Raw genomic sequence first — 24192 nt, forward strand, 5'->3', positions numbered from 1 at the left:
ACAATACTATGCAACACGAGTCTCCTATCAAACGTCGCCCATCGACACGTATTTATGTGGGTGACGTGCCAATTGGCGATGGTGCGCCCATCGCCGTTCAATCCATGACCAATACTCGCACTACGGATGTGGAAGCAACTGTGGCGCAAATCAAAGCGTTGGAAAATGTGGGTGCCGACATTGTACGTGTCTCGGTTCCGACGATGGATGCCGCAGAAGCGTTTAAGCTGATCAAACAGCAGGTGTCTGTTCCTCTGGTCGCGGATATTCATTTTGACTACCGTATTGCGCTGAAAGTGGCGGAATATGGCGTTGACTGTCTGCGGATTAACCCGGGCAACATCGGTAATGAAAGCCGAATTCGCTCCGTGGTCGATTGCGCACGCGACAAAGGCATTCCGATTCGCATTGGCGTAAACGGAGGCTCGCTGGAAAAAGACATTCAGATGAAATATGGCGAACCGACCCCGGCTGCACTGGTGGAATCGGCAATGCGCCATGTCGATATTCTGGATCGACTCAATTTCGATCAGTTTAAAGTCAGTGTTAAAGCCTCCGATGTGTTCCTCGCGGTGGATTCATACCGTTTGCTGGCGAAACAGATTGATCAGCCTTTGCATCTCGGGATTACTGAAGCGGGCGGAGCTCGCGCTGGTTCTGTCAAGTCTGCGGTCGGTCTCGGCATGTTGTTGGCGGAAGGGATTGGTGACACGCTGCGAATTTCTCTGGCGGCCAACCCGGTTGAAGAGATCAAAGTCGGTTTTGACATTCTGAAGTCGCTACGCATTCGTTCGCGCGGTATCAACTTTATCGCCTGCCCAAGCTGCTCACGTCAGGAGTTTGATGTGATTGGTACTGTTAACGCGCTTGAACAGCGTCTAGAAGACGTGTTGACGCCGATGGACGTCTCCATCATCGGTTGTGTGGTGAACGGGCCAGGTGAAGCGGAAGTGTCGCATCTTGGCCTGGCTGGCAGTAACAAGAAGAGCGCATTCTACGAAGATGGTGTGCGCCAGAAAGAGCGTTTTGACAACGATGACCTCGTCGATCAGCTGGAAGCAAAAATTCGCGCTAAAGCCGCTCAGTTGGATGTGAAAAATCGCATCGACATCAAGCAACAAGATTAATCTCAACGATATTACGGTAAGTACTGTGGCAAAGACTATTCAAGCAATTCGAGGCATGAACGACTGCCTCCCAACTCAGTCTCCGCTTTGGCAAAAAGTGGAAGGCATCGTGAAAAACGTAATCAGCGCATACGGTTATAACGAAGTGCGCATGCCAATCGTTGAAGAAACAAACCTATTCAGCCGCGCTGTTGGTGAAGAGACAGACGTCGTTTCAAAAGAAATGTACACCTTTGAAGATCGTAACGGAGACAGCCTGACACTTCGCCCTGAAGGTACTGCGGGTTGTGTCCGTTCATGTATTCAAAACAGCCTGATCAACCGTGATGAACAGCGTCTATGGTATATGGGGCCTATGTTCCGCCATGAGCGTCCGCAGAAAGGTCGTTACCGTCAATTCCACCAATGTGGTGTCGAAGTGTTTGGTCTAAATGGCCCAGACGTTGACGCCGAGCTTATCATGATGACTGCACGTCTGTGGCGTGAATTAGGCATCGACAAGCACGTTCGTCTTGAGCTGAACTCAATCGGTTCTCAAGAAGATCGTGCAGACTACCGCACAGCACTGGTTGCCTTCCTTGAGCAACATATCGATGTGCTGGACGAAGATTGTAAGCGCCGCATGCACACTAACCCACTGCGTGTTCTGGATACGAAGAACCCTGACATTCAGGCTATTTTAGGTGATGCACCGCGTCTTTCTGAGTACTTAGGTGAAGAATCTAAAGCACACTTCGCAGGTCTATGTGAACTTTTAGACGCTGCAGGTATCGAATACACGGTAAATGAGCGTTTGGTACGTGGTCTTGACTACTACAACCGTACGGTATTTGAGTGGATGACTGAAAGCCTGGGTTCACAAGGGACCGTGTGTGGCGGCGGCCGCTATGATGGTCTGGTTGAACAACTGGGCGGAAAAGCAACCCCAGCGGTTGGCTTTGCGATGGGCCTTGAGCGTCTGGTACTGATGATGGAAACCTTGGGTAACACAGACGTGCGTCGTAACGTTGATGTGTACATGGTGACTGCCGGTGAAGGTACGCTGACGGCTGGAATGAAACTGGTTGAAGAGCTACGCGAACAAGTTCCTGGACTGCGCGTGATGACGCATTTTGGCGGCGGCAACTTTAAGAAACAATTTAAACGTGCAGACAAAGTCGGCGCGGCAGTGGCTCTGGTACTGGGTGAAAACGAAGTAGCAGAGAAGACTGTAGTTCTGAAAGACCTGGCTGGCGGTGAACAAGAAACGATTTCTCAAACCGAGATTGCGGGCAAACTGGCTCATCTCGTCTAAACGCTAATTTTTGAGATTTCATACTAAGAGGACAGGAAGTGGAACTCTACGATACTGAAGAACAACAAGTTGAAGCGATCAAAGATTGGTGGAAAGAGAACGGCAAAGCCGTAATCTTTGGCGCAGTGATCGGCTTGGGTGGTTTGTTTGGCTGGCGTTTTTATCAAGATTCTGTGACGTCAGCGCAAGAAGCCGCTTCTGCAAGTTACACCAAAGCGATTCAAACTCTGGCAACCAAAGGCGTTGACGGAGAAGCGGACGTACAAAGCTTTATCGACAGCAATAATAAATCTGAGTACGCCGTACTGGCGGCTATGCAACTGGCCAAAGCGCAAGTTCAAGCGGGTAATCTCGATGAAGCTCTGGCTCAGTTAGAGTGGGCGAAAAACGCCACGGGTGATGCAGCGCTGAAACCTGTGATTACCTACCGTGTTGCGCGTCTGCAAGCAGAACAAGGCAACTTTGATGCTGCGCTGAGTGAGTTGGCGAACATTAAAGAGCAAAGCTGGACTGGACGTGTTGCGGAACTGCGTGGTGATATTTCTCTGCGTAAAGGTGATAAAGCGGCGGCTTATGCTGCTTACACCGAAGCGCAGCAGGCGGAAGATGCAAGTCAGACGCTACAGATGAAACTGGATGATCTGGCCAAATAAGGGCACACCTTGATGAAAAAGATGTTCAACAAAGTGCTCCTGTCTGCCGCAGTTCTGGGATTACTGGCTGGCTGTGCGGGTGAAGAAGAAAATGTCATCATGGCACCAGTGCCTGTGGTGAAAAGTGAATTTACCCCTAGTTCAGAGTGGAGTGCTTCTGTCGGTGACGGCGTGGGGCACTACTTCTCGAAGCTGTCTCCGGAATACGCTTACGACAAAATCTTTGTCGCCAGTCGAGATGGCGAAGTCAAAGCACTCGATCCGGCGAACGGCAAAGTCATCTGGAAAACGAATCTGGAAAAAGATACACCTGCGCGTTTGTCTGGCGGTATTGCTTCAGCTTACGGTCAAATCTACATCGGCAGCGAAAATGGTGAAGTCATCGCACTGAACGCAGAAACTGGTGAAGAAACTTGGCGTGTTAACGTTGAAGGTGAAGTCTTGGCCGCGCCGACCGCGGATCAAAACCAGATTATCGTGAACACCAGTCGCGGTGCGCTGGTGGCGCTCGATGAGCAAACGGGTGAGCAGAAATGGACTATCAGTACTGAAGTACCGAATCTGACGTTGCGTGGCGACAGCCGCCCTGTTGCAACATCGGGTGGTGTTTTCTGGGGTACGTCAGCCGGGCGCTTAGCGGCTGCCATTTCTGAACGTGGTCAGCTAATCTGGCAACAACCTGTTGGTCAGCCAAAAGGCGCGACAGAGATTGATCGTCTGGTGGATGTGGATTCCTCTCCATTGATTATCGGTTCTACGCTGTACACCGTGGGCTTTAATGGTCAGCTGATTGCGATTGACCTGCGTTCCGGGAACCCGATGTGGAAACGTAACTATTCATCATCAACGGATCTGGCCAGCGATGGCGGCCGACTGTTCGTCGTGACCGATAAAGATCACGTTGTTGCGGTGGATGCGCGCAGTGGTACTGAACTGTGGAGCAATGATCAGCTGCAACACCGTCTGCTTACGGCTCCGGTATTGATCAATGGTTTTGTTGTTGTGGGTGACAGCGAAGGTTACCTGCACTGGATTGACCGTAGTACAGGCGAATTCGTTGCGCAACAAATGGTGAACGACAGCGGTTTCGCGGTAAGCCCACTCGTGCTGGACAATGGTTACCTGGTTATCAGCCGTGATGGCGATATAAAGAAACTGACGATCAAGTAATATTTCGTGATACAATTCACAAACGGCTCCTAGCTGGTAACGGTTAGGAGCCGTTTTATACTTTTCGTACTTGGAAGTGGCAGGATCGCCCGCCAAACTGCGAAATTATTTTAGAGAACCTTTGTGGTTATAGGTAAAAATTTAGCGCTTGTGAAAGAGTGTTTACCTATAACTACATAAGAAAAGAATCATTGTAGAGGTTGTTATGATACCTGTAGTTGCTCTTGTTGGGCGTCCTAACGTAGGTAAATCGACGCTATTTAACCGACTCACCCGCACACGAGATGCACTGGTAGCGGACTTCCCTGGTTTGACCCGCGACCGCAAATATGGCCAAGCAAAACTTGGCGAACATCAGTTTATCGTTATTGATACCGGCGGTATTGATGGCAGTGAAGAAGGTGTGGAAACCAAAATGGCTGCACAATCGCTGGCGGCGATTGATGAAGCAGATGTGGTGCTGTTTATGGTGGATGGCCGCGCTGGCCTGACGGTTGCGGATGAAGCGATCGCTCACCACCTACGCCGTATCGAGAAGAATGCCATTCTGGTCGTGAATAAAGTCGATGGTATCGACGCTGAAGCGGCAAGTGCAGAATTCTGGCAGCTCGGCGTTGATCAAATGTTCCAGATCGCCGCTGCTCATGGCCGTGGTGTCGGTGCTCTGATTGACCGCGCTCTGAATCCGCTTGCAGAACAAATGCAGCAGGAAGAAGCGGCACTGGAAGATCTGACCGACTTCATCGATTCTGAAGAAGAAGAGAAGCTCGATTACACCGAAGAAGAAGCGGAAGAAGCGTACAAGCGTCTGCAGGATCAACCGATCAAGCTGGCGATTATCGGTCGCCCGAACGTAGGTAAATCGACGCTGACGAACCGTATTCTGGGTGAAGAGCGTGTGGTGGTTTACGATATGCCGGGAACCACGCGTGACTCCATCTACATTCCGATGAAGCGTGATGAGCGTGAATACGTGCTGATTGACACGGCAGGTGTTCGTCGTCGTAAGCGTATCAACGAAACCGTTGAAAAGTTCTCAGTGGTTAAAACCCTGAAAGCCGTTGAAGATGCGAACGTGGTGCTGCTCGTTGTCGATGCGCGTGAAAACATCTCCGATCAGGATCTGAGCCTGCTGGGCTTTGCTCTGAATGCGGGCCGTTCAATCGTGATAGCGGTGAACAAGTGGGATGGTCTGGATACAGACGTCAAAGAGCGTGTGAAGAAAGAGCTGGATCGTCGTTTGGGCTTTGTCGACTTCGCCCGTATTCACTTTATCTCAGCATTGCACGGTACGGGGGTTGGTCACTTGTTCGAATCGGTTCAGGAAGCTTACCGCTCTGCAACAACACGTGTGGGCACCTCGGTACTGACTCGTATCATGAAAATGGCGACGGACGATCACCAGCCACCATTGGTACGTGGTCGCCGCGTGAAGCTGAAATACGCGCACGCTGGTGGTTACAACCCGCCAATTATCGTGATTCACGGTAACCAGGTGAATGAACTGCCGGATTCTTACAAACGTTATCTGATGAACTACTACCGTAAGTCATTAGACATCATGGGTACGCCGATTCGTATTCAGTTCCAGAACAGTGAAAACCCATTTGAGGGTAAAACCAATAAGATGACACTGTCTCAGGAACGTAAGCGTAAACGCCTGATGAGCATGGTAAAAGATCGCAGAAAATAACAACAAAGCCCGGGTTTAGCCCGGGCTTTTTGCTATTCTGTGCCCACGAAATTCACTCTATTTGAGAATTGTTTATGTGTTACACGCCAACGATCGTCACTTTCACTCAGTCCGTATGGACGCTCTCCAGTCAGGTACAGCGGGTTCAGCCGCTAAACAATACATTGTGTGTGGTCACACACAGCACGCCATTTCATCCGGTCAGTCATATTTGGCCCGATCATCCGGCGGATAAAGGGACGTTGACCTCCTCCAAGGGGGAATTTGATGTGTTAGATTGCCAGGTTGGTGCTATTGAGCTGGAAACCGGCCGCCTAGAGGTTGGGCAGCAGATCCCTGTTAAACGTGATGCGCCTGGATGGGTCTTTGTGGTGGTTCATGTTATCGAGGCTGATTCGACCGCTGTGCTACCTGGCGAAACGGTAACGCTGGCGGTGAATCAGACTTACCAACAAAGTCTCAGCCGTGGTCACAGTGCGGGGCATTTGGCGTATCTGGCCTTGAATAAAGTCTTGGCAGGCGGATATTGGCGCAAGGATGCGGATCGTAAAGACCCGCACGGCCACTGTGATTTTAATAGTTATGCTCAGGTCACCAGCTTCGTGGCAGAAGATCGCTGTGTTGATACCTACCGACTTGGTAAAACACTCCGTAAAAGGGGTTTAAACAGTGAGGATATGCTGAAAGACCTGTCGAAGATTGAAGAGCAGGTGAACCTTCAGTTAAGGCATTGGCTTCAATTAAGAGCAGACATTACCCTCTCCAGAGAGGCTGACGCTTTGACGGATTCCCGTTACTGGGAGTGTGATTTACAGGAGGGAGCGGTCGCGCGTATCCCTTGTGGCGGAACGCATGCAACGAGTTTAGCTGATTACCAAAGCATCACAGTCATGCTCAAAGTGGTCGATGAGCAACACATTGAAATGCACACTCAAGTAACCCCGTTATCGGAAGAATGATCCTTTTATTAAACTCTTTGCGTTTGGGTTTTTTAATGTTAATTTGGATTTTAAATCTGTTTAAAATCCAAAAACAGGATATGTAACTTATGCTTTCGGTGTGTGGTTATATAAATGTTCTTTTGAGGGTAGATCGCTGAACAGGATGTATAAAGCAGATGATCCGGTCTTGATCATTCTAGGAAAATGATAGCAGCACCGAAACCATAAAGCAGACTGGAATGAACGCGCTGTGATAAAGATCAAAGCAAGAGATGGGCAGATCACAGACCATGAACTGAGCGCATCAAGGGAGAGACGTTATGAGTAATCTATGTCCGGCCTGTCAACAAGAGCTGGAATGGGATGGCCAGTATCACTGTACCCATTGCGAAGATCACTACAAGAAAATCGGTTATTGTCCGGATTGTGGTGCAGAGTTGGAAAAGCTGCAGGCATGCGGCGCGGCTAATTATTTTTGTAACAGTTGCAATGAACTGAAATCCAAATCGCGTGTGCGCTTTGAATTTGAAAAGCAGTAATCAATTTACGGTCGAGTGAACGTCGCCATCTGCTAAACGGGTGATCAGTTGATCGCCCGTTTTCACATCCGTCGCTTGTCGAACAATCTTACCTTGTGCGGTTTGAGTGATCGAATAACCCCGAGAAAGGGTGGCCAGCGGACTTACCGTATCGAGTTTGTCGATAAGGCGGGTAAAACGATGTCGGGACATCACCAACTGACGCTGCATCGCGTCAATCAGATTGCGCTCGCGCAGAGCTAATGTATATCGTTGTTCACGCAACGTCTTCTCTGGAGACAGCAGTTGCAGGCGATGTTGCTGCTTAGCCAGATGCTGGCGAGTGCCATTGAGCTGTTTCTGTACCGCGCGCTCCAGACGCATACTCAGCTCATCAAGTTGCTGCTGCTGGCGCTGCAGGCGATACATGGGGTGCTGTTTATCTAAACGGTATTGCAGTTGCTTGAGGCTGACTTTTTGCTCGGCGAAATAGTGGCGTATCGCACTGGCAAGCTTGTGCTCATAGCCCTTAAACGCCTGCTTTTTATGACTGTTGTCACGGCTGACGAGTTCAGCCGCCGCTGAAGGCGTCGGTGCGCGTACATCAGCCACAAAGTCGGCAATTGTAACATCGATTTCGTGCCCGACGGCACTGATGATCGGGATCTGACTGGCTGCAATAGTGCGCGCGACAATCTCATGGTTAAAGCACCACAGATCTTCTAAAGAACCTCCGCCGCGGCCGACGATCAACACATCACACTCTTCACGTGCGTTGGCGCGTCCAATCGCTTGAGCGATCTGAATCGCGGCGTCTTCACCCTGAACCAGAGTTGGATAAATGATGATTGGCAAGCTGGGATCGCGGCGTTTGAGTACCTGCAGAATATCGTGCAGGGCAGCGCCGGTTTTAGAGGTAATAATACCGACGCAGCGTGGATGCTCTGGTAGCGGCTTTTTCAACGTCTGGGCAAACAGACCTTCTGCGGCCAGTTGCATCTTCAGTTGATCAAATTCCTGCTGCAGGCGACCATCTCCCTCTGGCTGCATGCTGTCAATGATGATTTGGTAATCACCACGCGGCTCATACAGCGATAAGCGCGCTTTAACCAACACTTGCTGACCATTTTGCGGCTTAAAGCGAACCAAACGGTTACTGCCTTTGAACATCGCACATTTAACTTGTGCGCGGGAATCTTTGAGGGTCAAGTACCAGTGACCAGAGACAGGAGCGGAGAAGTTTGAGATCTCACCAAGCAGCCACACAATGCCCATTTCATTTTCCAGTAATAACCGGACTTCAGCATTGAGACGGGAAACGGTATAGATGTTTGGATTGGTCAAAGAAGGCTCGCTAATTTGCTCAGACGTGAGTATGGAAATTAGCGGCAATATAATACATATCAAGGGGGTAATTGCAAATAAAAAATAAAAAAATGAGTGGTCAAGCGATTGCTCTGGGCGTATAATCCGTCCGCAATATCTAATCCAAATGCAGCACGCCTGCACTCATTATGCGAAACGATGAGGCTTGGATTGTTCTTTTTACTCCTTATATTGTGAGATATTGCAAATGCTAAGAATTGCCAAAGAAGCGCTGACATTCGATGACGTCCTACTGGTGCCAGCACACTCCACCGTTCTCCCAAATACCGCTGATCTTCGCACTCAGCTGACGAAAAACATCCAACTGAACATCCCAATGATCTCTGCGTCGATGGATACCGTGACGGAAGCCCGTCTGGCTATCGCTCTGGCTCAGGAAGGTGGCATTGGCTTTATCCACAAGAACATGTCTATCGAGCAGCAAGCTGCCGAAGTTCGTCAGGTGAAGAAATTCGAAGCTGGCGTAGTTACCGACCCTGTCACTGTTAGCCCGGATGCAACCATTGCTGATGTGATTGCCCTGACTGAAAAGCATGGCTTTGCTGGCTTCCCAGTGGTAACGGAAAGCAACGAACTGGTGGGTATCATCACTGGTCGTGATGTTCGTTTTGTAACAGACCTATCTAAGAAAGTTTCAGCAGTGATGACTCCGAAAGAGCGTCTGGCTGAGGTAAAAGAAGGCGCAACTCGCGCTGAAGTTCAAGAAAAAATGCACGAAGCGCGTGTTGAGAAAGTACTGGTTGTGAATGATGAGTTCCAACTGACCGGTATGATCACTGCGAAAGACTTCCACAAAGCTGAACGTAAACCAAATGCATGTAAAGATGCGCGTGGCCGCCTACGTGTAGGTGCTGCGGTTGGTGCTGGCGCAGGTAACGAAGCGCGTGTTGCTGCTCTGGTTGAAGCTGGCGTTGACGTTCTACTTATTGACTCTTCACACGGTCACTCTGAAGGTGTACTAAACCGTATTCGCGAAACACGCGCAGCGTACCCAGATCTCGATATCATCGGCGGCAACGTCGCAACTGGCGCAGGTGCTAAAGCACTGATCGAAGCGGGTGTCAGTGCTGTTAAAGTGGGTATCGGCCCTGGCTCTATCTGTACGACTCGCATCGTGACTGGTGTTGGTGTACCGCAAATTACCGCGATTTCTGATGCTGCTGAAGTAGCGAATCAATACGGTATTCCAGTGATTGCTGACGGCGGTATCCGTTTCTCTGGCGATATTTGTAAAGCGATTGCCGCAGGTGCATCTTGCGTGATGGTTGGCTCAATGTTTGCGGGTACTGAAGAAGCACCTGGCGAAGTGATTCTGTACAACGGTCGTTCGTACAAAGCATACCGTGGTATGGGTTCTCTGGGCGCGATGTCTCAAGGTTCTTCTGATCGCTACTTCCAATCTGATAACGCAGCGGACAAGTTGGTTCCTGAAGGTATCGAAGGCCGTATCGCATATAAAGGTCGTCTGAAAGAGATCGTTCATCAACAGATGGGTGGTTTACGTTCAAGCATGGGTCTGACCGGTTCAGCGACGATTGAAGATATGCGTACTAAAGCAGAATTTGTACGTATCTCTGGCGCTGGTATGGCAGAGTCTCACGTACACGACGTTCAAATCACGAAAGAAGCACCAAACTATCGTTTGGGTTAATCAACGTAGCGTCGATTTTTCTCTGACGAGAAAACAACGTAAACGTTTGCTTTTTCCTTGAAGCATTAATAAGAGGCGAGTACACTCGCCTCCGTTTTAATAACCTAGCTTATAAGACTGCTCAAAATGACTAAAAACATTCATGACCAACGTATTCTGATCCTGGACTTCGGTTCTCAGTACACTCAGCTGGTAGCACGCCGTGTACGTGAAATCGGTGTTTACTGTGAACTGTGGAGCTGGGATGTCGAAGAAGCGGATATTCGTGAATTCAATCCAGATGGCATCATCTTGTCTGGTGGCCCTGAAAGCGTTACTGAACTGAACTCACCTCGTGCACCACAATACGTTTTTGACTCTGGCGTACCAGTACTGGGCGTATGTTACGGCATGCAAACCATGGCGGAACAACTGGGCGGTAAAGTTGCGGGTTCAGACGAGCGCGAATTCGGTTATGCGCAGGTTAAAGTTTCTGGTGAATCATCTCTGTTCAAAGATCTAGATGCACTGCAAGACGTTTGGATGAGCCACGGTGACAAAGTGGTTGAGATCCCAGCAGACTTCGTGAAAGTCGGTGAGACGGACACTTGTCCTTATGCTGCGATGGCGAACGAAGAGAAGAAATACTTCGGCGTACAGTTCCACCCAGAAGTTACTCACACCAAACACGGTAAAGAGATGCTGGAGAACTTCGTTCTTGGCGTTTGTGGTTGTGAGCGTCTGTGGACGTCGGAATCGATCATCGAAGATGCAGTCGCTCGTATTAAAGAGCAAGTAGGCGACGATGAAGTGATCCTTGGCCTATCTGGCGGTGTGGACTCTTCAGTTGTAGCTATGCTGGTTCACCGTGCAATCGGTGACAAGCTGACTTGTGTGTTCGTTGACAACGGTCTGCTGCGCCTAAATGAAGGTCAGCAAGTGATGGACATGTTCGGCGATAAATTCGGTCTGAACATCATCAAAGTTGACGCAGAAGATCGCTTCCTTGATGCGCTGAAAGGCAAGTCTGATCCAGAAGATAAACGTAAAACTATCGGTCACGTCTTCGTTGATGTATTCGATGAAGAATCGAAGAAGTTGAAAAACGCGAAATGGCTGGCTCAGGGTACGATTTACCCAGACGTTATTGAGTCTGCAGCATCGAAAACCGGTAAAGCGCACGTGATTAAATCGCATCACAACGTGGGCGGTCTGCCAGAAGACATGGAAATGGGTCTGGTGGAGCCACTGCGCGAGCTGTTTAAAGACGAAGTCCGTAAGATTGGCCTAGAGCTCGGTCTGCCGTACAACATGCTTTACCGTCACCCATTCCCGGGTCCTGGTCTGGGCGTTCGTGTTCTTGGTGAAATCAAGAAAGAATACTGTGACCTGCTACGTCGCGCAGACGCTATCTTCATTGAAGAGCTTCACGCTGCCGACCTGTACGACAAAGTGTCTCAAGCATTCACTGTATTCCTGCCAGTACGCTCTGTGGGCGTAATGGGCGATGGCCGTAAGTACGATTGGGTTGTTTCTCTGCGTGCAGTAGAAACCATCGACTTCATGACCGCGCATTGGGCACACCTGCCTTACGATTTCTTGGGTAAAGTGTCTAACCGCATCATCAACGAAGTGAACGGCATTTCTCGCGTGGTTTACGATATTTCTGGTAAGCCGCCAGCAACTATCGAGTGGGAATAATCCCTGTGCGATAGCAAGCCAACTTAATAAAAAGCCCCGGATGTATTGCGGGGCTTTTTTATGTCTATCTAAAGCCGAACTTTTTAGCGCAGTTAGCAGTTAATTTGCCAAGCATCAGTAACGCATCGTTTGGTTGACGAAGTGACTCGCAAAACCATATTTTCTGACCGACTTCTGCTATTCAATCCCACTGCGGATACTTACGCTCTTGCCTGTGATGTGCAATCTGGAAGGAAGCGTAACATGTTAACGCCAAGCAAACTGACCCTGATCGCAGGGTGTCTTTTTACAGCCTGTGGTCAGGCGTCGATGACGATAGAACCCGATCCCAATAACCCCAATGGCTACTTAGTGTCGCGGGTAGAGTTGAACGCCGCAGAGCAGGCTAAAACGGCAAACCCGATGTACGCCATCTGGGCCAAAGCTTTACAGACTCAGCCCAATAGCGTCGTTGAAGCCATTGAACCCGGTTTGGCGAGCAACCCGGGTAACGTACAACGGGTTGAGCGCGTGTTTCCGCAAAGTGAATGGGATTATCTGACACATATGGCGGCACCGGAATATACCTACACACGTTTTCTGCGCGCGATTGGTAAGTTTCCTGCCTTTTGTGGAGACTACACAGATGGACGTGATGCTGACGCCATCTGTAAGAAGTCGATTGTGACGGCGTTCGCCCATTTCTCTCAAGAAACCGGAGGCCATATCGCCAAAGATAATGTATCGGATAACCCGCTGGCACTGGAAGAGTGGCAGCAGGCGTTGGTGCATGTGCGTGAAATGGGCTGGTCAGAGGGGCAGGAGGGCTATACCACCGGATGCGGACAGAACGACTGGCAAAATGCCCGTTGGCCATGTGCCGCCGGACAGGGCTATTTTGGCCGTGGCGCGAAGCAGCTCTCTTATCACTTCAACTATGGTGCTTTTTCCGAAGCCATGTTTGATGGCGATGCGACGGTTCTGTTGAATAACCCGGGGCTGGTGGCTGATTCGTGGCTGAACCTGGCGTCGGCTATCTGGTTTTTCCTCACGCCTCAGGCCCCCAAACCTGCGATGTTGCACGTGATTGATCGTACCTGGGTGCCATCGCAACGAGAAATTGATGCGGGTATCGGCTACGGTTTCGGCACCACAATCAATGTGATCAATGGGGGGATTGAATGTGGTGAGCAGAATAAAGACAAAGGCCAGCCCGTCAATCGTATTCGCTACTGGGAAGGGCTCGCCGAACACTATCAAATTCCACAGCAACCTGATGAGAAAAACACCTGCTGGCAACAAACGCCGTATGGCAGCCTCAACCTTAACGGCGCGACTGACGTGCTGTATACCAACTGGGATGGCAACTGGAAGTACTATCCGGATCGCCCTGGCGGTTATTCGTTTGAGTGTGAACTGGTGGGCTTTCAGACCGCTTATTCCGCGTTGGTTGAAGGCGATTACGAAAAATGTGTTACTAACTTCTATGGTTCACACGCCAACTGGCCTCAGGTGCGTGTGGTTGAGAAACTTGAACCTTCTGACCCGGGAACCGATCCGGGCAGCAATGTGTGGGATAAAAATGCGGTTTATAACGCTGGTGATCAAGTGGTGTGGAATGGGGCAACTTATGAAGCAAAATGGTGGACTCAAGGAGACGATCCCGCCAATGGAGGGCCTTGGTTATTAGTCAGTGGAACACAACCGACACCAGAACCAACGCCGGAACCTGGGCCAACTCCCGAGCCACAACCCACTCCGGATCCTGTACCTGATACAGGCAGTTTTATCGAGTGGCAACCGGGAGTCTCTCAGGTCGCTAACGGCGATAAAGTGACTTACAACGGGCGCTGCTTCATTGCGAAAAACGGCCCGGGAGTGTGGGAAACGCCAGTGCAATCCAACTGGTTCTGGGACGAAATTTCCTGCCAGTAAAAAATATTTTTCTTTCTTCAATGGCCTTTCTGCAACGAAAGGCTTTTTTGTTTTTTTAAAAGTTATTATTTATCAGTTGATTGGCGTTATCTATCATGAGTAATTGTTTTTGTATTATTTGTGAGAACTAAGTTTTCATTTTTGAGTTCTATCTTTTTGTATAGGGGTTATTAAAATCCGCGCGTATTTTTTATCAACATTTTTTAATTTTAAGGTAACTTGAATGTCTACTAAATTAGCCAACCCAGCACCACTCGGTCTAATGGGTTTCGGTATGACGACAATTCTGCTGAATATCCACAACGCAGGTTTCTTCCCGCTTGATTCGATGATTCTTGCTATGGGTATTTTCTACGGTGGTCTGAGCCAAGTGATTGTAGGCATCATGTGCTTTAAACGTGGTGATACTTTCGGTACGACAGCGTTCACTTCTTACGGTCTGTTTTGGCTGACTCTGGTTGGTCTGATCGTGATGCCAAAAATGGGTCTGCCTGCTAGCCCGGCTCCATTCATGGGTTGGTACCTTGCGTTGTGGGGCATCTTCACAGGCTTCATGTTCATCGGTTCGCTGTGCTACCCAGTAGCAAAACAGGTGGTATTCGGTTCTCTGACTATCCTGTTCGCTCTGCTGGCTATCCGTGACTTCACTGGCAGCGAGTTCATTGGCATGATTGCTGGTTTCGAAGGTATCTTCTGTGGCGCGAGCGCAGTGTACTTCGCAATGGCTCAAGTTCTGAACAACGAATACGGTCGCGTTATTCTGCCAATCGGCGAGAAGAAAAAAGCCGTTCCTGCTGCACAGGAAATCGCTGCGTAATTTAACGCATCGCAAAGAAGGCTGGCCATGTGCCGGCCTTTTTTATTGTCTGAAATTAAGCCCTTAATAAAAATCTGGTTGTTTCGATGTGAAGAGCTGAGTTAGCTTAGTTGGTGATATTTAAAACACTATAACAAAGCAACACACAACAGGAATGTATAACCATGTTAAGGACAATCACTCAACTCTTTCCTCTCTGGGCAGTGCTGTTTTCACTCTGCGCTTACTTTTTCCCTTCCGTTTTTGTCGATTTGAAAAGTCAGATCGTACCGCTGCTGACCATTATCATGTTGGCGATGGGGCTGACGCTCAAACCCAAAGATTTTCTCAATGTCGTTACCAATAAAAAAGCGATTGGTATCGGCCTGATTCTGCAGTTTTCCGTGATGCCGCTGGCTGCGCTTTTGGTGAGTTTATTACTCGGCTTCGATCCAATGTTGACGATCGGCATGGTGCTGGTGGGCAGTGTCGCGGGCGGCACCTCTTCTAACGTAATGTGCTATCTCGCGAAAGGGGACGTTGCACTGTCGATCACCATGACATCCATTTCAACATTATTGGGTGTGGTACTGACGCCTCTGTTGGTGAAGTTGCTCGCTGGACAAAGTGTCGATGTGCCAGCGATGAGCATGTTGATGAGTTTGGTTAAGATCGTGCTTGTGCCTGTGAGTATTGGCTTGCTGTGTAATGTGTTGTTGCATTCGGTGACTGAGAAGCTGGAGCCTGTTTTGCCGCTGGTCTCTATGGTTGCGATTGTCATGATCATTGCGATTGTAGTAGCACTTAATGCGAGCCAACTGGCGACGATTGGGCCTATCGTAGCGCTGGCGGTCATTCTGCATAACAGTATTGGTCTTGCTTCCGGTTACTGGATCTGTCGTGCACTGGGCTTTAACGAAAGCATTTGTCGTACGGTGGCCTTTGAAGTGGGTTTGCAAAACTCAGGCTTAGCGACCGCGTTGGCGATGAAGTTTTTCACTCCGGCTTCGGCCGTTGCCGGGACGATTTTCTCCATCTGGCATAACTTGTCCGGCTCTCTGTTAGCAGGCTACTGGGCGAAGCGTCCGTTAAAAGGTGGGGCTGCCATCAAGGCTGAAGTCACTCAATAACCCGGTCCAACTTTGGCGAGCCATGTAAAAGGAGACGTATGTCTCCTTTTTTGTTTCTCTTTTTTTAAGCCTATAACTTTTAGTTTGCCGATTCGAATCATTCCCAAGGGCTCACGACATCGGGGGTTTCTAGGCTCCTGCACTATTGCTTTCCTCTATGCTCTTCTCTTTTGAGCTTACTTTCTAGCTAGCTGCACATAAACGGCGCACGTTGCTGAATGCTTGGGCAAATCGTCGAGTTGGAAACTTAACCTAAAGTTTTGTGGATTACTTTTGGTTTCTTAGTGATTGAATGGCAATGGCTATTATCTAATCAGTCGATAGCGAATGAATCGCGATCATTATAAGGAAGGGAAACCATGAGCAGCACACTTTCTGGCTCAGTGAGCCAAGACCTGACGTCCGTCTCCACCGCTCCTGTGAAGCCGCTGAGTTCACGCAAAGCGATTGTCGCCATTTCACTGGGCAATGGGCTCGAGATGTACGATTTCACGGTCTATAGTTTTTTTGCCGTCATTATCGGCGAACTGTTTTTCAATGTCGGAGGTTCGGCTGCCGGATTGTTGCTGTCGTTGGCAACATTCGGTGTCGGTTTTGTCATGCGTCCGCTTGGCGCGGTATTGATTGGTAACTATGCCGATAAACATGGCCGCAAGGCGGCGCTGACACTGACCATCGCGCTGATGACCATTGGTACAGGCATGATCGCGTTAACGCCGACTTACGAAAGCATCGGTATTGCCGCCACGGTGATGCTGGTGGTTGGCCGTTTGTTGCAGGGGCTCTCAGCTGGTGGCGAAATCGGCGCGGCATCGGCTGCTCTGATGGAATCGGATAACTATAAGCGTCGCTGCTATATGGTGAGCTGGCAACTGGCGAGCCAAGGCGCCGCGGCGCTGGTGGGCGCAATGATCGGTTTTGCGATCAATGGCTTACTCACTCAGGATCAAGTGCATAGCTGGGGGTGGCGTATTCCGTTCGTACTTGGTTTGTTAATTGGCCCCGTTGGCTGGTATATCCGCCGCCATCTGGATGAACCGCACCAAGCACAGACCGCTGTCGAAGAGACGCCGTTTAAAACCGTGCTGTCGAAACAAGGGCGCACCGTACTGATCGGCATGCTGATGATCTGGGGCGCAACCGCATCGATGTATATCGAAGTATTTTACATGCCTACTTACCTGATTAAAGAGTTGGGATATGCCCCCACGACGGCTTTTGCTGTCGCGGTGCTGGCGGGTTTTATGCTGATGGTGTTAATGCCGATTATGGGGAAATGGGCGGATGGGCTCGGAAGCCGCAAAGTGCTGCCGCTGATTGGTATGCTGAGCGCATTCGTCTGTATCTATCCTGCATTCACTCTGCTTGGCGGCGAAGCATCGCTTGTCAAAGCGCTCTTCATTATCGGTGCTCTGATTGCCTTGTTTGCGCTCTCCAATGCCTCGCTACTGGTGCTGATCATGGAAGCTTTTGCTCAGCAATATCGTGCCAGCGGCATTTCGATGATTTACGGATTTGGAGTGACGGTGTTTGGCGGTTTCACGCCGCTGCTGGTGACCAGCCTGATTGAATGGAGCGGCAACAAAATGGCGCCGGCATTCTATCTGATGGTAGCCGTCGCCGTCAGCTCCCTAGCCATCTGGCGTTTTCCAACCCGCGCACCGCAACAACACTGATCGCTTGATAAGGAATTAATGATGACAACACCTGCTTCTTCACTGCTTAATAACGCTGACTTTGTCCAAAGTTGTGAGCAGTTTATTCAGACGCGCCATTCCATTCATGCCCATCCGGAGCTGGGTTCTGAAGTCCCGAATACCGCGCAACTCGTCGCCAGTTTACTGCAAGAATGGGGATATGAAACACATACTCAGGTCGGCGGACACGGCGTGGTTGGCGTACTTAAGCATGGCAGTGCGGAGGGTTCCATCGGTATTCGTGCGGATATGGATGCGCTGCCAATTCAGGAAAATACCGGTTTACCTTATGCCAGTACTATTGATGGGCGCATGCATGCCTGCGGGCACGATGGTCACACGGCTATTTTGCTTGCTGCGGCGCACTATCTGGCGCAGCATAAACCGTTTGATGGCACCGTGAATCTTATCTTTCAGCCTGATGAAGAAGGCCTTTCCGGCGCTCAGGCCATGATTGATGATGGTCTGTTTGAGCGTTTCCCGTGCGATGCGATTTTTGCGCTGCACAATATGCCGGGCAAAGAAGTGGGGCAGGCCGACGTACGCAGCGGAATTTTCAGCGCTTCGTCGGACAAAGTCATCATTCGCCTGACGGGCAAAGGCGGGCATGCGGCTCTGCCGCATCTCTCTGCCGATGTGACGATCGCCATTGGTCATATCATTCTCGGTTTACAGAGCATTGTGTCGCGCAACATCTCTCCGAGCGATCAGAGCATTGTCAGCATTGGCCAGATCCAGGCCGGAACCACACCGAATGTGATTCCCAATGATGCGATGATGACCTTATCGGTGCGCAACTTTAGTCAGCAGAATCAGGATCTGATCGAGCGGCGAATTCGCGACATCGTCGCGGGGCAGTGCCGCGCATTTGGCATTCAGGGCGAGGTCGAATATCTGCGTCAGGTTCCGTCGATTTTCAACGCTGCGGCAGAGACGCGCTGGGCGCGCAAGGCCGTACAAGCTGTGCTGGGGGAAGATAATGTGGCAGGGGAAGATACTCAGCCGATCACCGGCAGTGAAGATTTTGCCTGGATGCTCCAACAGCGACCAGGGTGTTATTTCACATTGGCGAACGGCTTGGGCGAATGGCACGGCTGCTCGGTGCATAACCCGGGATACGACTTCAATGATCGCTTAGTGACGATTGGCGCGGCATGTTGGGTTCAGTTAGTGAGCAATTACTTAGCTAAAAGCTAAAATTAGTGCACTGTGGCTTTGCGAGCGGCACGCGAAAAGGTATATATAGCGACATGAAACTACATCAAATCAAAGCCTTTTTGGCCGTCAGTCAGGCAGGAAGCCTGAAAACGGCAGCCGAGCAGTTGCATCTGACTCAGCCTGCTCTCAGCAAAGCCATCAAAGAACTGGAACAGCAGTACGGTGTTGCGCTGTTTGAACGCAGTGCCAGCGGTTTAACCCTCACGCCGTACGGTGAACGATTATTGGGTTACGCGCGAATGATGAATGAAACCGCGCGGCGTGCCAAACAGGACATCGATACCATGCGTGGTATTTCCAGTTGTCTGGTTACGGTGGGCGTAACGCCGATTGCCTCGTTGATCAAATCGCTGACGACCAGCCTCAACGAGTTCATGCGGCGTCATCCGGAAGTGACCCTAAGAATTGTCGAATTAAGACCAGCCCCGCTGCTGGAACAGATTCGTCAGGGTGGGGTCGATTTCGCCATTACGTCGCAGATCCCGGTGATTGACAGTGCGCTTGACTGGCAGGCTATCTGCCGCATTCCGAATGTTGTCGTGACGCGCAAGTCGCATCCGCTGTGCAATACGCGTTCGCTGCGTGCGCTGCATCAAAGTGAGTGGGTGACGCTGGATGCGCCGGATGACCCTAACACATACCACTATCAGTTGTTTGCGGTGAACGGTTTACCGATTCCGTCGCGGATCCGTGAATGCACGTCGATGACATTGGCCCGCTCGCTGATTCAGACGGCGGATTTGGCGGCGCTGTTTTCGACGGAGTCGCTGGAACTGGATTACATTAAGAACGAATTTGCGGTCGTCCCGCTTCTGGACAACATTCCCGACAGCGTGATCTCTGTTGTACGGCCTAAGCGCGATATCATGACACAAAGCGCGATGGAGCTGTTTGAGCGAATACTGCAGGACATGCGCGATATCTATCCCGAGTTTCAATAGCGACGGTCGGGTGGCAAGGCCATGCGAAATAAAAAAAGGGCCAGCTTATGCCGGCCCTTTTGCTTTGTGTAATCCACTGCTTTTTTATTATTAATTAGGTTGAAGGTTGCTCAACGGCTTGCGTGTCTTCAACTTCAGCGCTCGGTGCTTTGCCCGTTTTGCGCTTGTATTTCTCTTCCCAGTAAGTGGCATTCTTGATGCCCAACTTCACTGGGTTGAATACGTACTCTTCAACACCTTGCTTTTGCTGATCTTCATAATCTTTCAGCGCTGCCATGGTTGGTTTTGCCATAAAGAAGATGATCAGAATGCCGACGATGTTCAGCCATGCCATCAGACCAACACCCACGTCACCCATTGCCCAGGCAAGGTTCGCTGTTTTTACGGTACCGTAGAATACCGCTGCCATGATGGCCAGTTTCAGGATGAACACCAGACCGTCGATTTTGAAGGTACGACGAATGTAGGCGATGTTAGTTTCTGCAATGTAGTAGTAAGCCAGAATCGTGGTAAACGCGAAGAAGAACAGCGCGAATGCGACGAATGGTTTACCCACACCTGGTAGCGCGCTTTCAATCGCAACCTGAGTAAATACCGGGCCATTCGCGCTGATGTCCGCCGCCAGGTTTTGTACCAGGAAGGCACCTTCTGCGCCACCGTGTACGTTGTACGCACCAGTGATCAGAATCATGAACGCTGTTGCTGAACACACCAGCAGAGTATCGATGTAGATAGAGAAAGACTGAACCAGACCTTGCTGTGCTGGGTGCTCTACGCTGGCTGCTGCCGCTGCGTGAGGACCAGTACCTTGACCCGCTTCGTTGGAGTAAACACCACGTTTTACACCCCAGCCGATGGCTGCGCCAAGACCCGCCATAGGCGTGAATGCGTCACCCAGGATCATGCCGAAGATGCGTGGCACTTCGCCGATGTTCAGCAGAATGATAACGAATGCAGTGATCACGTAAGCCAGCGCCATGAATGGCACAACGATTTGCGTGAAGTTAGCGATACGTTTTACACCACCGAAGATGATGAAACCCAGTAGGATAGAAACAACCGTACCAGTAAAGATTTTTGCGAAACTGTAAGTACCGATAGCCGTTTCAATCATTGGGCCTGAGCCGAATGCAGATTCTACCGCGTTACCGATGCTGTTTGACTGAACGCCAGGCAGCAGCACGCCACACGCGAAGATGGTCGCGATAGCAAAGATCCATGCGTACCATTTCTGACCCATCGCTTTTTCGATGTAGTAAGCCGGACCGCCGCGGAATTCGCCTTCGTCTTCTTCTTTGTAGATCTGAGCCAAAGTTGATTCTGCGTATGCTGTTGCTGCGCCGAAGAAGGCAACAACCCACATCCAGAAGATAGCACCAGGACCACCAAAACCGATCGCTGCTGCTACGCCAGCGATGTTACCTGTACCAACACGGCCAGACAGTGATACTGCCAGCGCTTGGAACGATGAAATGCCTTTCGATGAGCTTTTGCCAGACAGCAGCAAACGCCACATTTCAAAGAAATGACGGACCTGAACGAAACGGGTCAGAATGGAATAAAACAAACCAGCGCCAAGGCAAAGATAAATCAGCACCGGGCTCCAGATAATTCCATTCAGAAAATCAACAAATGACTGCATGAGTATTTTCCCTGTTTAAAGATGGTTGTGTTTGTTTTGCGTTCAACATATTAATCTTTTTGTAACTCAAATGTTAATTGATTTATCTGCTAATGCTAAGGAGCGTGATATGGAACACAAAATCCTGAATGAATGTTAAAAAATGGCGACTTCATTAGCATTTGGTTAATTAGTGAGCGGTTTGTTTTTTACATGTGATCGTACGGAAACAATACGTCTGGGGATGAATAACTATTCGTTATAAAGTGCTGTGCTGAAAGGCAGGAAAAGAGTAGATGATTGTTCTGGCTAAAAAATAGCCGTCATCCGGCGCATGATTAAGCACCGGATGACGGAGATATGAGGGGATTTAAGACGCGTTTTGGTAGCGGAACACGTTCAGGCCACGAGTGTCGATCTCGGCTTTGCCGCGGGTCATGATATCCGCCAGCAGATGCGCAGAACCACAAGCCATGGTCCAACCCAGTGTACCGTGACCGGTGTTGGTGAACAGGTTATCGAACTGCGTCGCACCGATGATTGGCGTGCCATCTGGCGTCATTGGGCGGAAGCCGGTCCAGAATTGCGCTTGGTCGAAATCGCCACCTTGCGGGAACAGATCGCGCACCACCATTTCAATCGTCTCTTTACGTGCGGTCGGAATCGATGGGTCAAAGCCCGCCAGTTCTGCGGTGCCCGCCACACGAATACGGTCATCAAAACGGGTCAGCGCCACTTTGTACGTTTCATCCATGACGGTTGATTGTGGCGACAGTTCTGGATTCACGATAGGCACGGTCAGTGAATAACCTTTCACCGGGTAAACCGGAATATCAATGCCCAGCGGTTTCAGCATCGCGGTTGAGAAGCTGCCTAACGCAACCACGTACGCATCCGCTTTCAGCAGACCTTTATCGGTTTGGACACCGACGATCTTTTTGCCTTCCGTCGCCAGCGATTTGATTTGGGTATCGAACTCAAAACGCACACCGTGAGCTTTTGCCAGTTCCGTCATTTGCTGACAGAACAGGTAGCAGTCGCCCGTTTCATCATCCGGCAGGTACAGGCCGCCCACCAGTTTGTCTTTCACTGGGGCCAGGCCCGGCTCTTGCGCGATACACGAGTCGACATTCATCAGTTCAAAACGCACGCCGCTCTCTTCCAGCAAACGCATGTCTTTTTCAATCGACACCAACTGTTTTTCATCACGGAACACTTGCAGCGTCCCTTGCTGACGACCCTGATATTGCACATTGTGCTCTTTGTTCAGTTGGGTCAGACACGCGCGGCTGTGGTTGGCAATCGCCAGCATGCGCGCCTTGTTGACTTGGTAGCGCGACAGTTGGCAGTTCGCCAGCATTTGCGTCATCCAACCCAGCAGTTTTGGATCCAGTGACGGTTTAATTTTCAGGGGCGCGTGTTTTTCAAACAGCCATTTAACCGCTTTTTGCGGAATGCCTGGCGCCGCCCATGGAGAAGAGTAGCCGTAAGAGATCTGTCCGGCGTTGGCGAAACTGGTTTCTTCAGCGCTGCGCGGCTGCCTGTCGACGACCGTGACGCTGTGTCCTGCCTGAGACAAGTACCATGCTGAAGTGAGGCCGACCACACCACTACCTAATACGATAACTTCCATAACGACTTCCTATTACAAAGGCTGTTGATTGCTTAGAGCGACTGACTGTTTTATGAAGTCGCGACATCAAAACGGCGACCTCTGTTTGTTGGTGGCTAGTTTCTTTGCTTTACCTTTTCTTAACAATCGATAATATTTATCACCAGTGTTTAGTTTTTCTAAAAGCAAGCGATATTAAGCAAGTCATGTTAAAAAGCCACAATGTCTCCGCGTTACATACCTTTATGCTGGTCGCACAGCACCCGAGTTTCAGCAGTGCAGCGAAAGCGCTGCACCTCACCACGGGGGCGATCAGCCAGCAATTGTTGCAATTGGAAGGGCAGCTAGGTTTTAGCCTGTTTGAACGACATTCACGAGGCGTGCGTTTAACCGAAGCGGGGCAGACGCTGCTCACGGTGTTGCAGCGCAGCTTTCAGGAAATTGATTCTGCAATACAAAGCCTTAGCCAACGTGACAACCGCAAAGAGATTCGCCTCAAACTGACGCCGTCGCTGGCCTTTAAATGGTTAGTACCGCGCCTGGATGACTTTTATCGTCACAACCCGGATATTCAGATTCAGATGTTTGCCGAAGGCGCGCTGGTGGACAGTGACCGCCGAGATTTCGATCTTGCGATCGACTACGGCCCGCTGCCATACCCCAAACAAAATGCAGAAATGTTGATGGAAGAATCGTTGCTGCCGGTGATGAGCCCGGCTTATCTGGCGGCGCATCCACAGTTAAGTCATGCCGCCGGTTGGCAGGATGTGGTGTTGTTGCACGATGCGATGCCGTGGGCCAAAGCGCCACGCGATTTTGAATGGTTGTACTGGGCATCCGAAATGGGATTGGAACTCGCGACCCAGCGCGGCCATTTTTTCAACCGAACCGACATGGCGATGTCTGCCGCCGAAGCGGGCGTGGGTATTGCCATGGCGCGTATGGCGCTCATCACCAATGAACTCGACAGTGGTAAACTGGTTACGCCATTTACCCCCATCGCGGCCAACGCCGGTTATTTTCTCATCACCCACACCGCCAACGACACCACCCGCATCTTTCGCGATTGGCTGAAAGCGCAGATTGCCGGGGCAACTGAGGTGGAATGATGGCGGGAAGGATAGACGGTGCGTCGATACTTGGCTCACCA

The 24192-nt window shown here is 50.3% G+C and carries 19 protein-coding genes; 16 read left to right on the forward strand and 3 right to left on the reverse strand.

The annotated features are described in order from the left end of the window. Positions 1-8: 8 nt before the first annotated feature. The 7 genes from ispG to LGV68_RS11765 all read left to right on the forward strand — a co-directional run bounded on the left by ispG (position 9) and on the right by LGV68_RS11765 (position 7417). Complete coding sequence (gene ispG, locus LGV68_RS11735) at positions 9-1127, forward strand: flavodoxin-dependent (E)-4-hydroxy-3-methylbut-2-enyl-diphosphate synthase (RefSeq protein WP_020429906.1); 1119 nt, start codon at positions 9-11, stop codon at positions 1125-1127. A gap of 25 nt (positions 1128-1152) precedes the next feature. Beyond that, positions 1153-2421: a histidine--tRNA ligase gene (gene hisS, locus LGV68_RS11740; protein WP_020429908.1), complete on the forward strand. Its 1269-nt coding sequence runs from the start codon at positions 1153-1155 to the stop codon at positions 2419-2421. 38 nt (positions 2422-2459) lie between these two features. Further along, entirely contained in the window at positions 2460-3074 is a 615-nt protein-coding gene (locus tag LGV68_RS11745; RefSeq protein ID WP_020429909.1) for a YfgM family protein, read from the forward strand. Between the two features lie 12 nt (positions 3075-3086). After that, entirely contained in the window at positions 3087-4244 is a 1158-nt protein-coding gene (gene bamB / locus LGV68_RS11750; protein ID WP_020328156.1) for an outer membrane protein assembly factor BamB, read from the forward strand. 205 nt (positions 4245-4449) lie between these two features. Then, complete coding sequence (gene der, locus LGV68_RS11755; RefSeq protein ID WP_055453034.1) at positions 4450-5937, forward strand: ribosome biogenesis GTPase Der; 1488 nt, start codon at positions 4450-4452, stop codon at positions 5935-5937. 74 nt (positions 5938-6011) lie between these two features. Continuing rightward, the gene (locus LGV68_RS11760; protein ID WP_222733944.1) at positions 6012-6896 is read left to right on the forward strand and encodes an alanyl-tRNA editing protein; all 885 of its coding nucleotides are present in this window, start codon (positions 6012-6014) and stop codon (positions 6894-6896) included. 302 nt (positions 6897-7198) lie between these two features. Then, positions 7199-7417: a zinc ribbon domain-containing protein gene (locus LGV68_RS11765; protein WP_020328153.1), complete on the forward strand. Its 219-nt coding sequence runs from the start codon at positions 7199-7201 to the stop codon at positions 7415-7417. Here the strand turns inward: LGV68_RS11765 and xseA are convergent, their stop codons facing one another. Beyond that, on the reverse strand, positions 7418-8740 hold the full coding sequence (gene xseA, locus LGV68_RS11770; RefSeq protein WP_354668669.1) for an exodeoxyribonuclease VII large subunit: 1323 nt from the start codon (positions 8738-8740) through the stop codon (positions 7418-7420). Between the two features lie 229 nt (positions 8741-8969). On the opposite strand from xseA, the gene guaB reads away from it, so the two are divergent. The 8 genes from guaB to LGV68_RS11810 all read left to right on the forward strand — a co-directional run bounded on the left by guaB (position 8970) and on the right by LGV68_RS11810 (position 19809). After that, positions 8970-10433 (forward strand): IMP dehydrogenase, encoded by a 1464-nt coding sequence (guaB, locus tag LGV68_RS11775; RefSeq protein ID WP_020328151.1) that lies wholly within the window; start codon positions 8970-8972, stop codon positions 10431-10433. A 126-nt stretch (positions 10434-10559) separates the two neighbouring features. Further along, positions 10560-12113, forward strand: a complete 1554-nt coding sequence (gene guaA / locus LGV68_RS11780) for a glutamine-hydrolyzing GMP synthase (protein WP_020328150.1) — start codon at positions 10560-10562, stop codon at positions 12111-12113. Positions 12114-12356: 243 nt separating this feature from the next. Further along, a complete protein-coding gene (locus tag LGV68_RS11785) occupies positions 12357-14027 on the forward strand; it encodes a chitinase (RefSeq protein ID WP_238856033.1) in 1671 nt (556 codons plus the stop codon). Positions 14028-14250: 223 nt separating this feature from the next. After that, positions 14251-14844 carry a GPR1/FUN34/YaaH family transporter gene (locus LGV68_RS11790; RefSeq protein ID WP_020328148.1) on the forward strand — a complete coding sequence of 198 codons (594 nt, stop codon included), beginning with the start codon at positions 14251-14253 and terminating at the stop codon, positions 14842-14844. Positions 14845-15008: 164 nt separating this feature from the next. Next, the gene (locus LGV68_RS11795) at positions 15009-15953 is read left to right on the forward strand and encodes a bile acid:sodium symporter family protein (RefSeq protein ID WP_100268993.1); all 945 of its coding nucleotides are present in this window, start codon (positions 15009-15011) and stop codon (positions 15951-15953) included. 359 nt (positions 15954-16312) lie between these two features. Then, positions 16313-17629 (forward strand): MFS transporter, encoded by a 1317-nt coding sequence (locus LGV68_RS11800; protein WP_252535246.1) that lies wholly within the window; start codon positions 16313-16315, stop codon positions 17627-17629. Between the two features lie 18 nt (positions 17630-17647). Continuing rightward, entirely contained in the window at positions 17648-18847 is a 1200-nt protein-coding gene (locus LGV68_RS11805) for a M20 aminoacylase family protein (RefSeq protein ID WP_252535248.1), read from the forward strand. A gap of 53 nt (positions 18848-18900) precedes the next feature. After that, entirely contained in the window at positions 18901-19809 is a 909-nt protein-coding gene (locus LGV68_RS11810) for a LysR family transcriptional regulator (protein ID WP_047457677.1), read from the forward strand. Positions 19810-19903: 94 nt separating this feature from the next. Here LGV68_RS11810 and LGV68_RS11815 read toward each other — a convergent pair whose 3' ends face one another. Both LGV68_RS11815 and LGV68_RS11820 read right to left on the reverse strand, forming a co-directional pair. Then, positions 19904-21451, reverse strand: coding sequence for an alanine/glycine:cation symporter family protein (locus LGV68_RS11815; RefSeq protein ID WP_020328142.1), 1548 nt, complete (start codon positions 21449-21451; stop codon positions 19904-19906). 349 nt (positions 21452-21800) lie between these two features. After that, positions 21801-23063, reverse strand: a complete 1263-nt coding sequence (locus LGV68_RS11820) for a D-amino acid dehydrogenase (RefSeq protein WP_024374641.1) — start codon at positions 23061-23063, stop codon at positions 21801-21803. A 185-nt stretch (positions 23064-23248) separates the two neighbouring features. Here LGV68_RS11820 and LGV68_RS11825 point away from each other — a divergent pair, with 185 nt between their 5' ends. Further along, positions 23249-24151 (forward strand): LysR substrate-binding domain-containing protein, encoded by a 903-nt coding sequence (locus LGV68_RS11825; protein ID WP_024374642.1) that lies wholly within the window; start codon positions 23249-23251, stop codon positions 24149-24151. Positions 24152-24192: the final 41 nt, after the last annotated feature.

The sequence above is a fragment of the Vibrio sp. LQ2 genome, from assembly GCF_023920125.1.
Lineage (GTDB): Bacteria > Pseudomonadota > Gammaproteobacteria > Enterobacterales > Vibrionaceae > Vibrio > Vibrio fluvialis.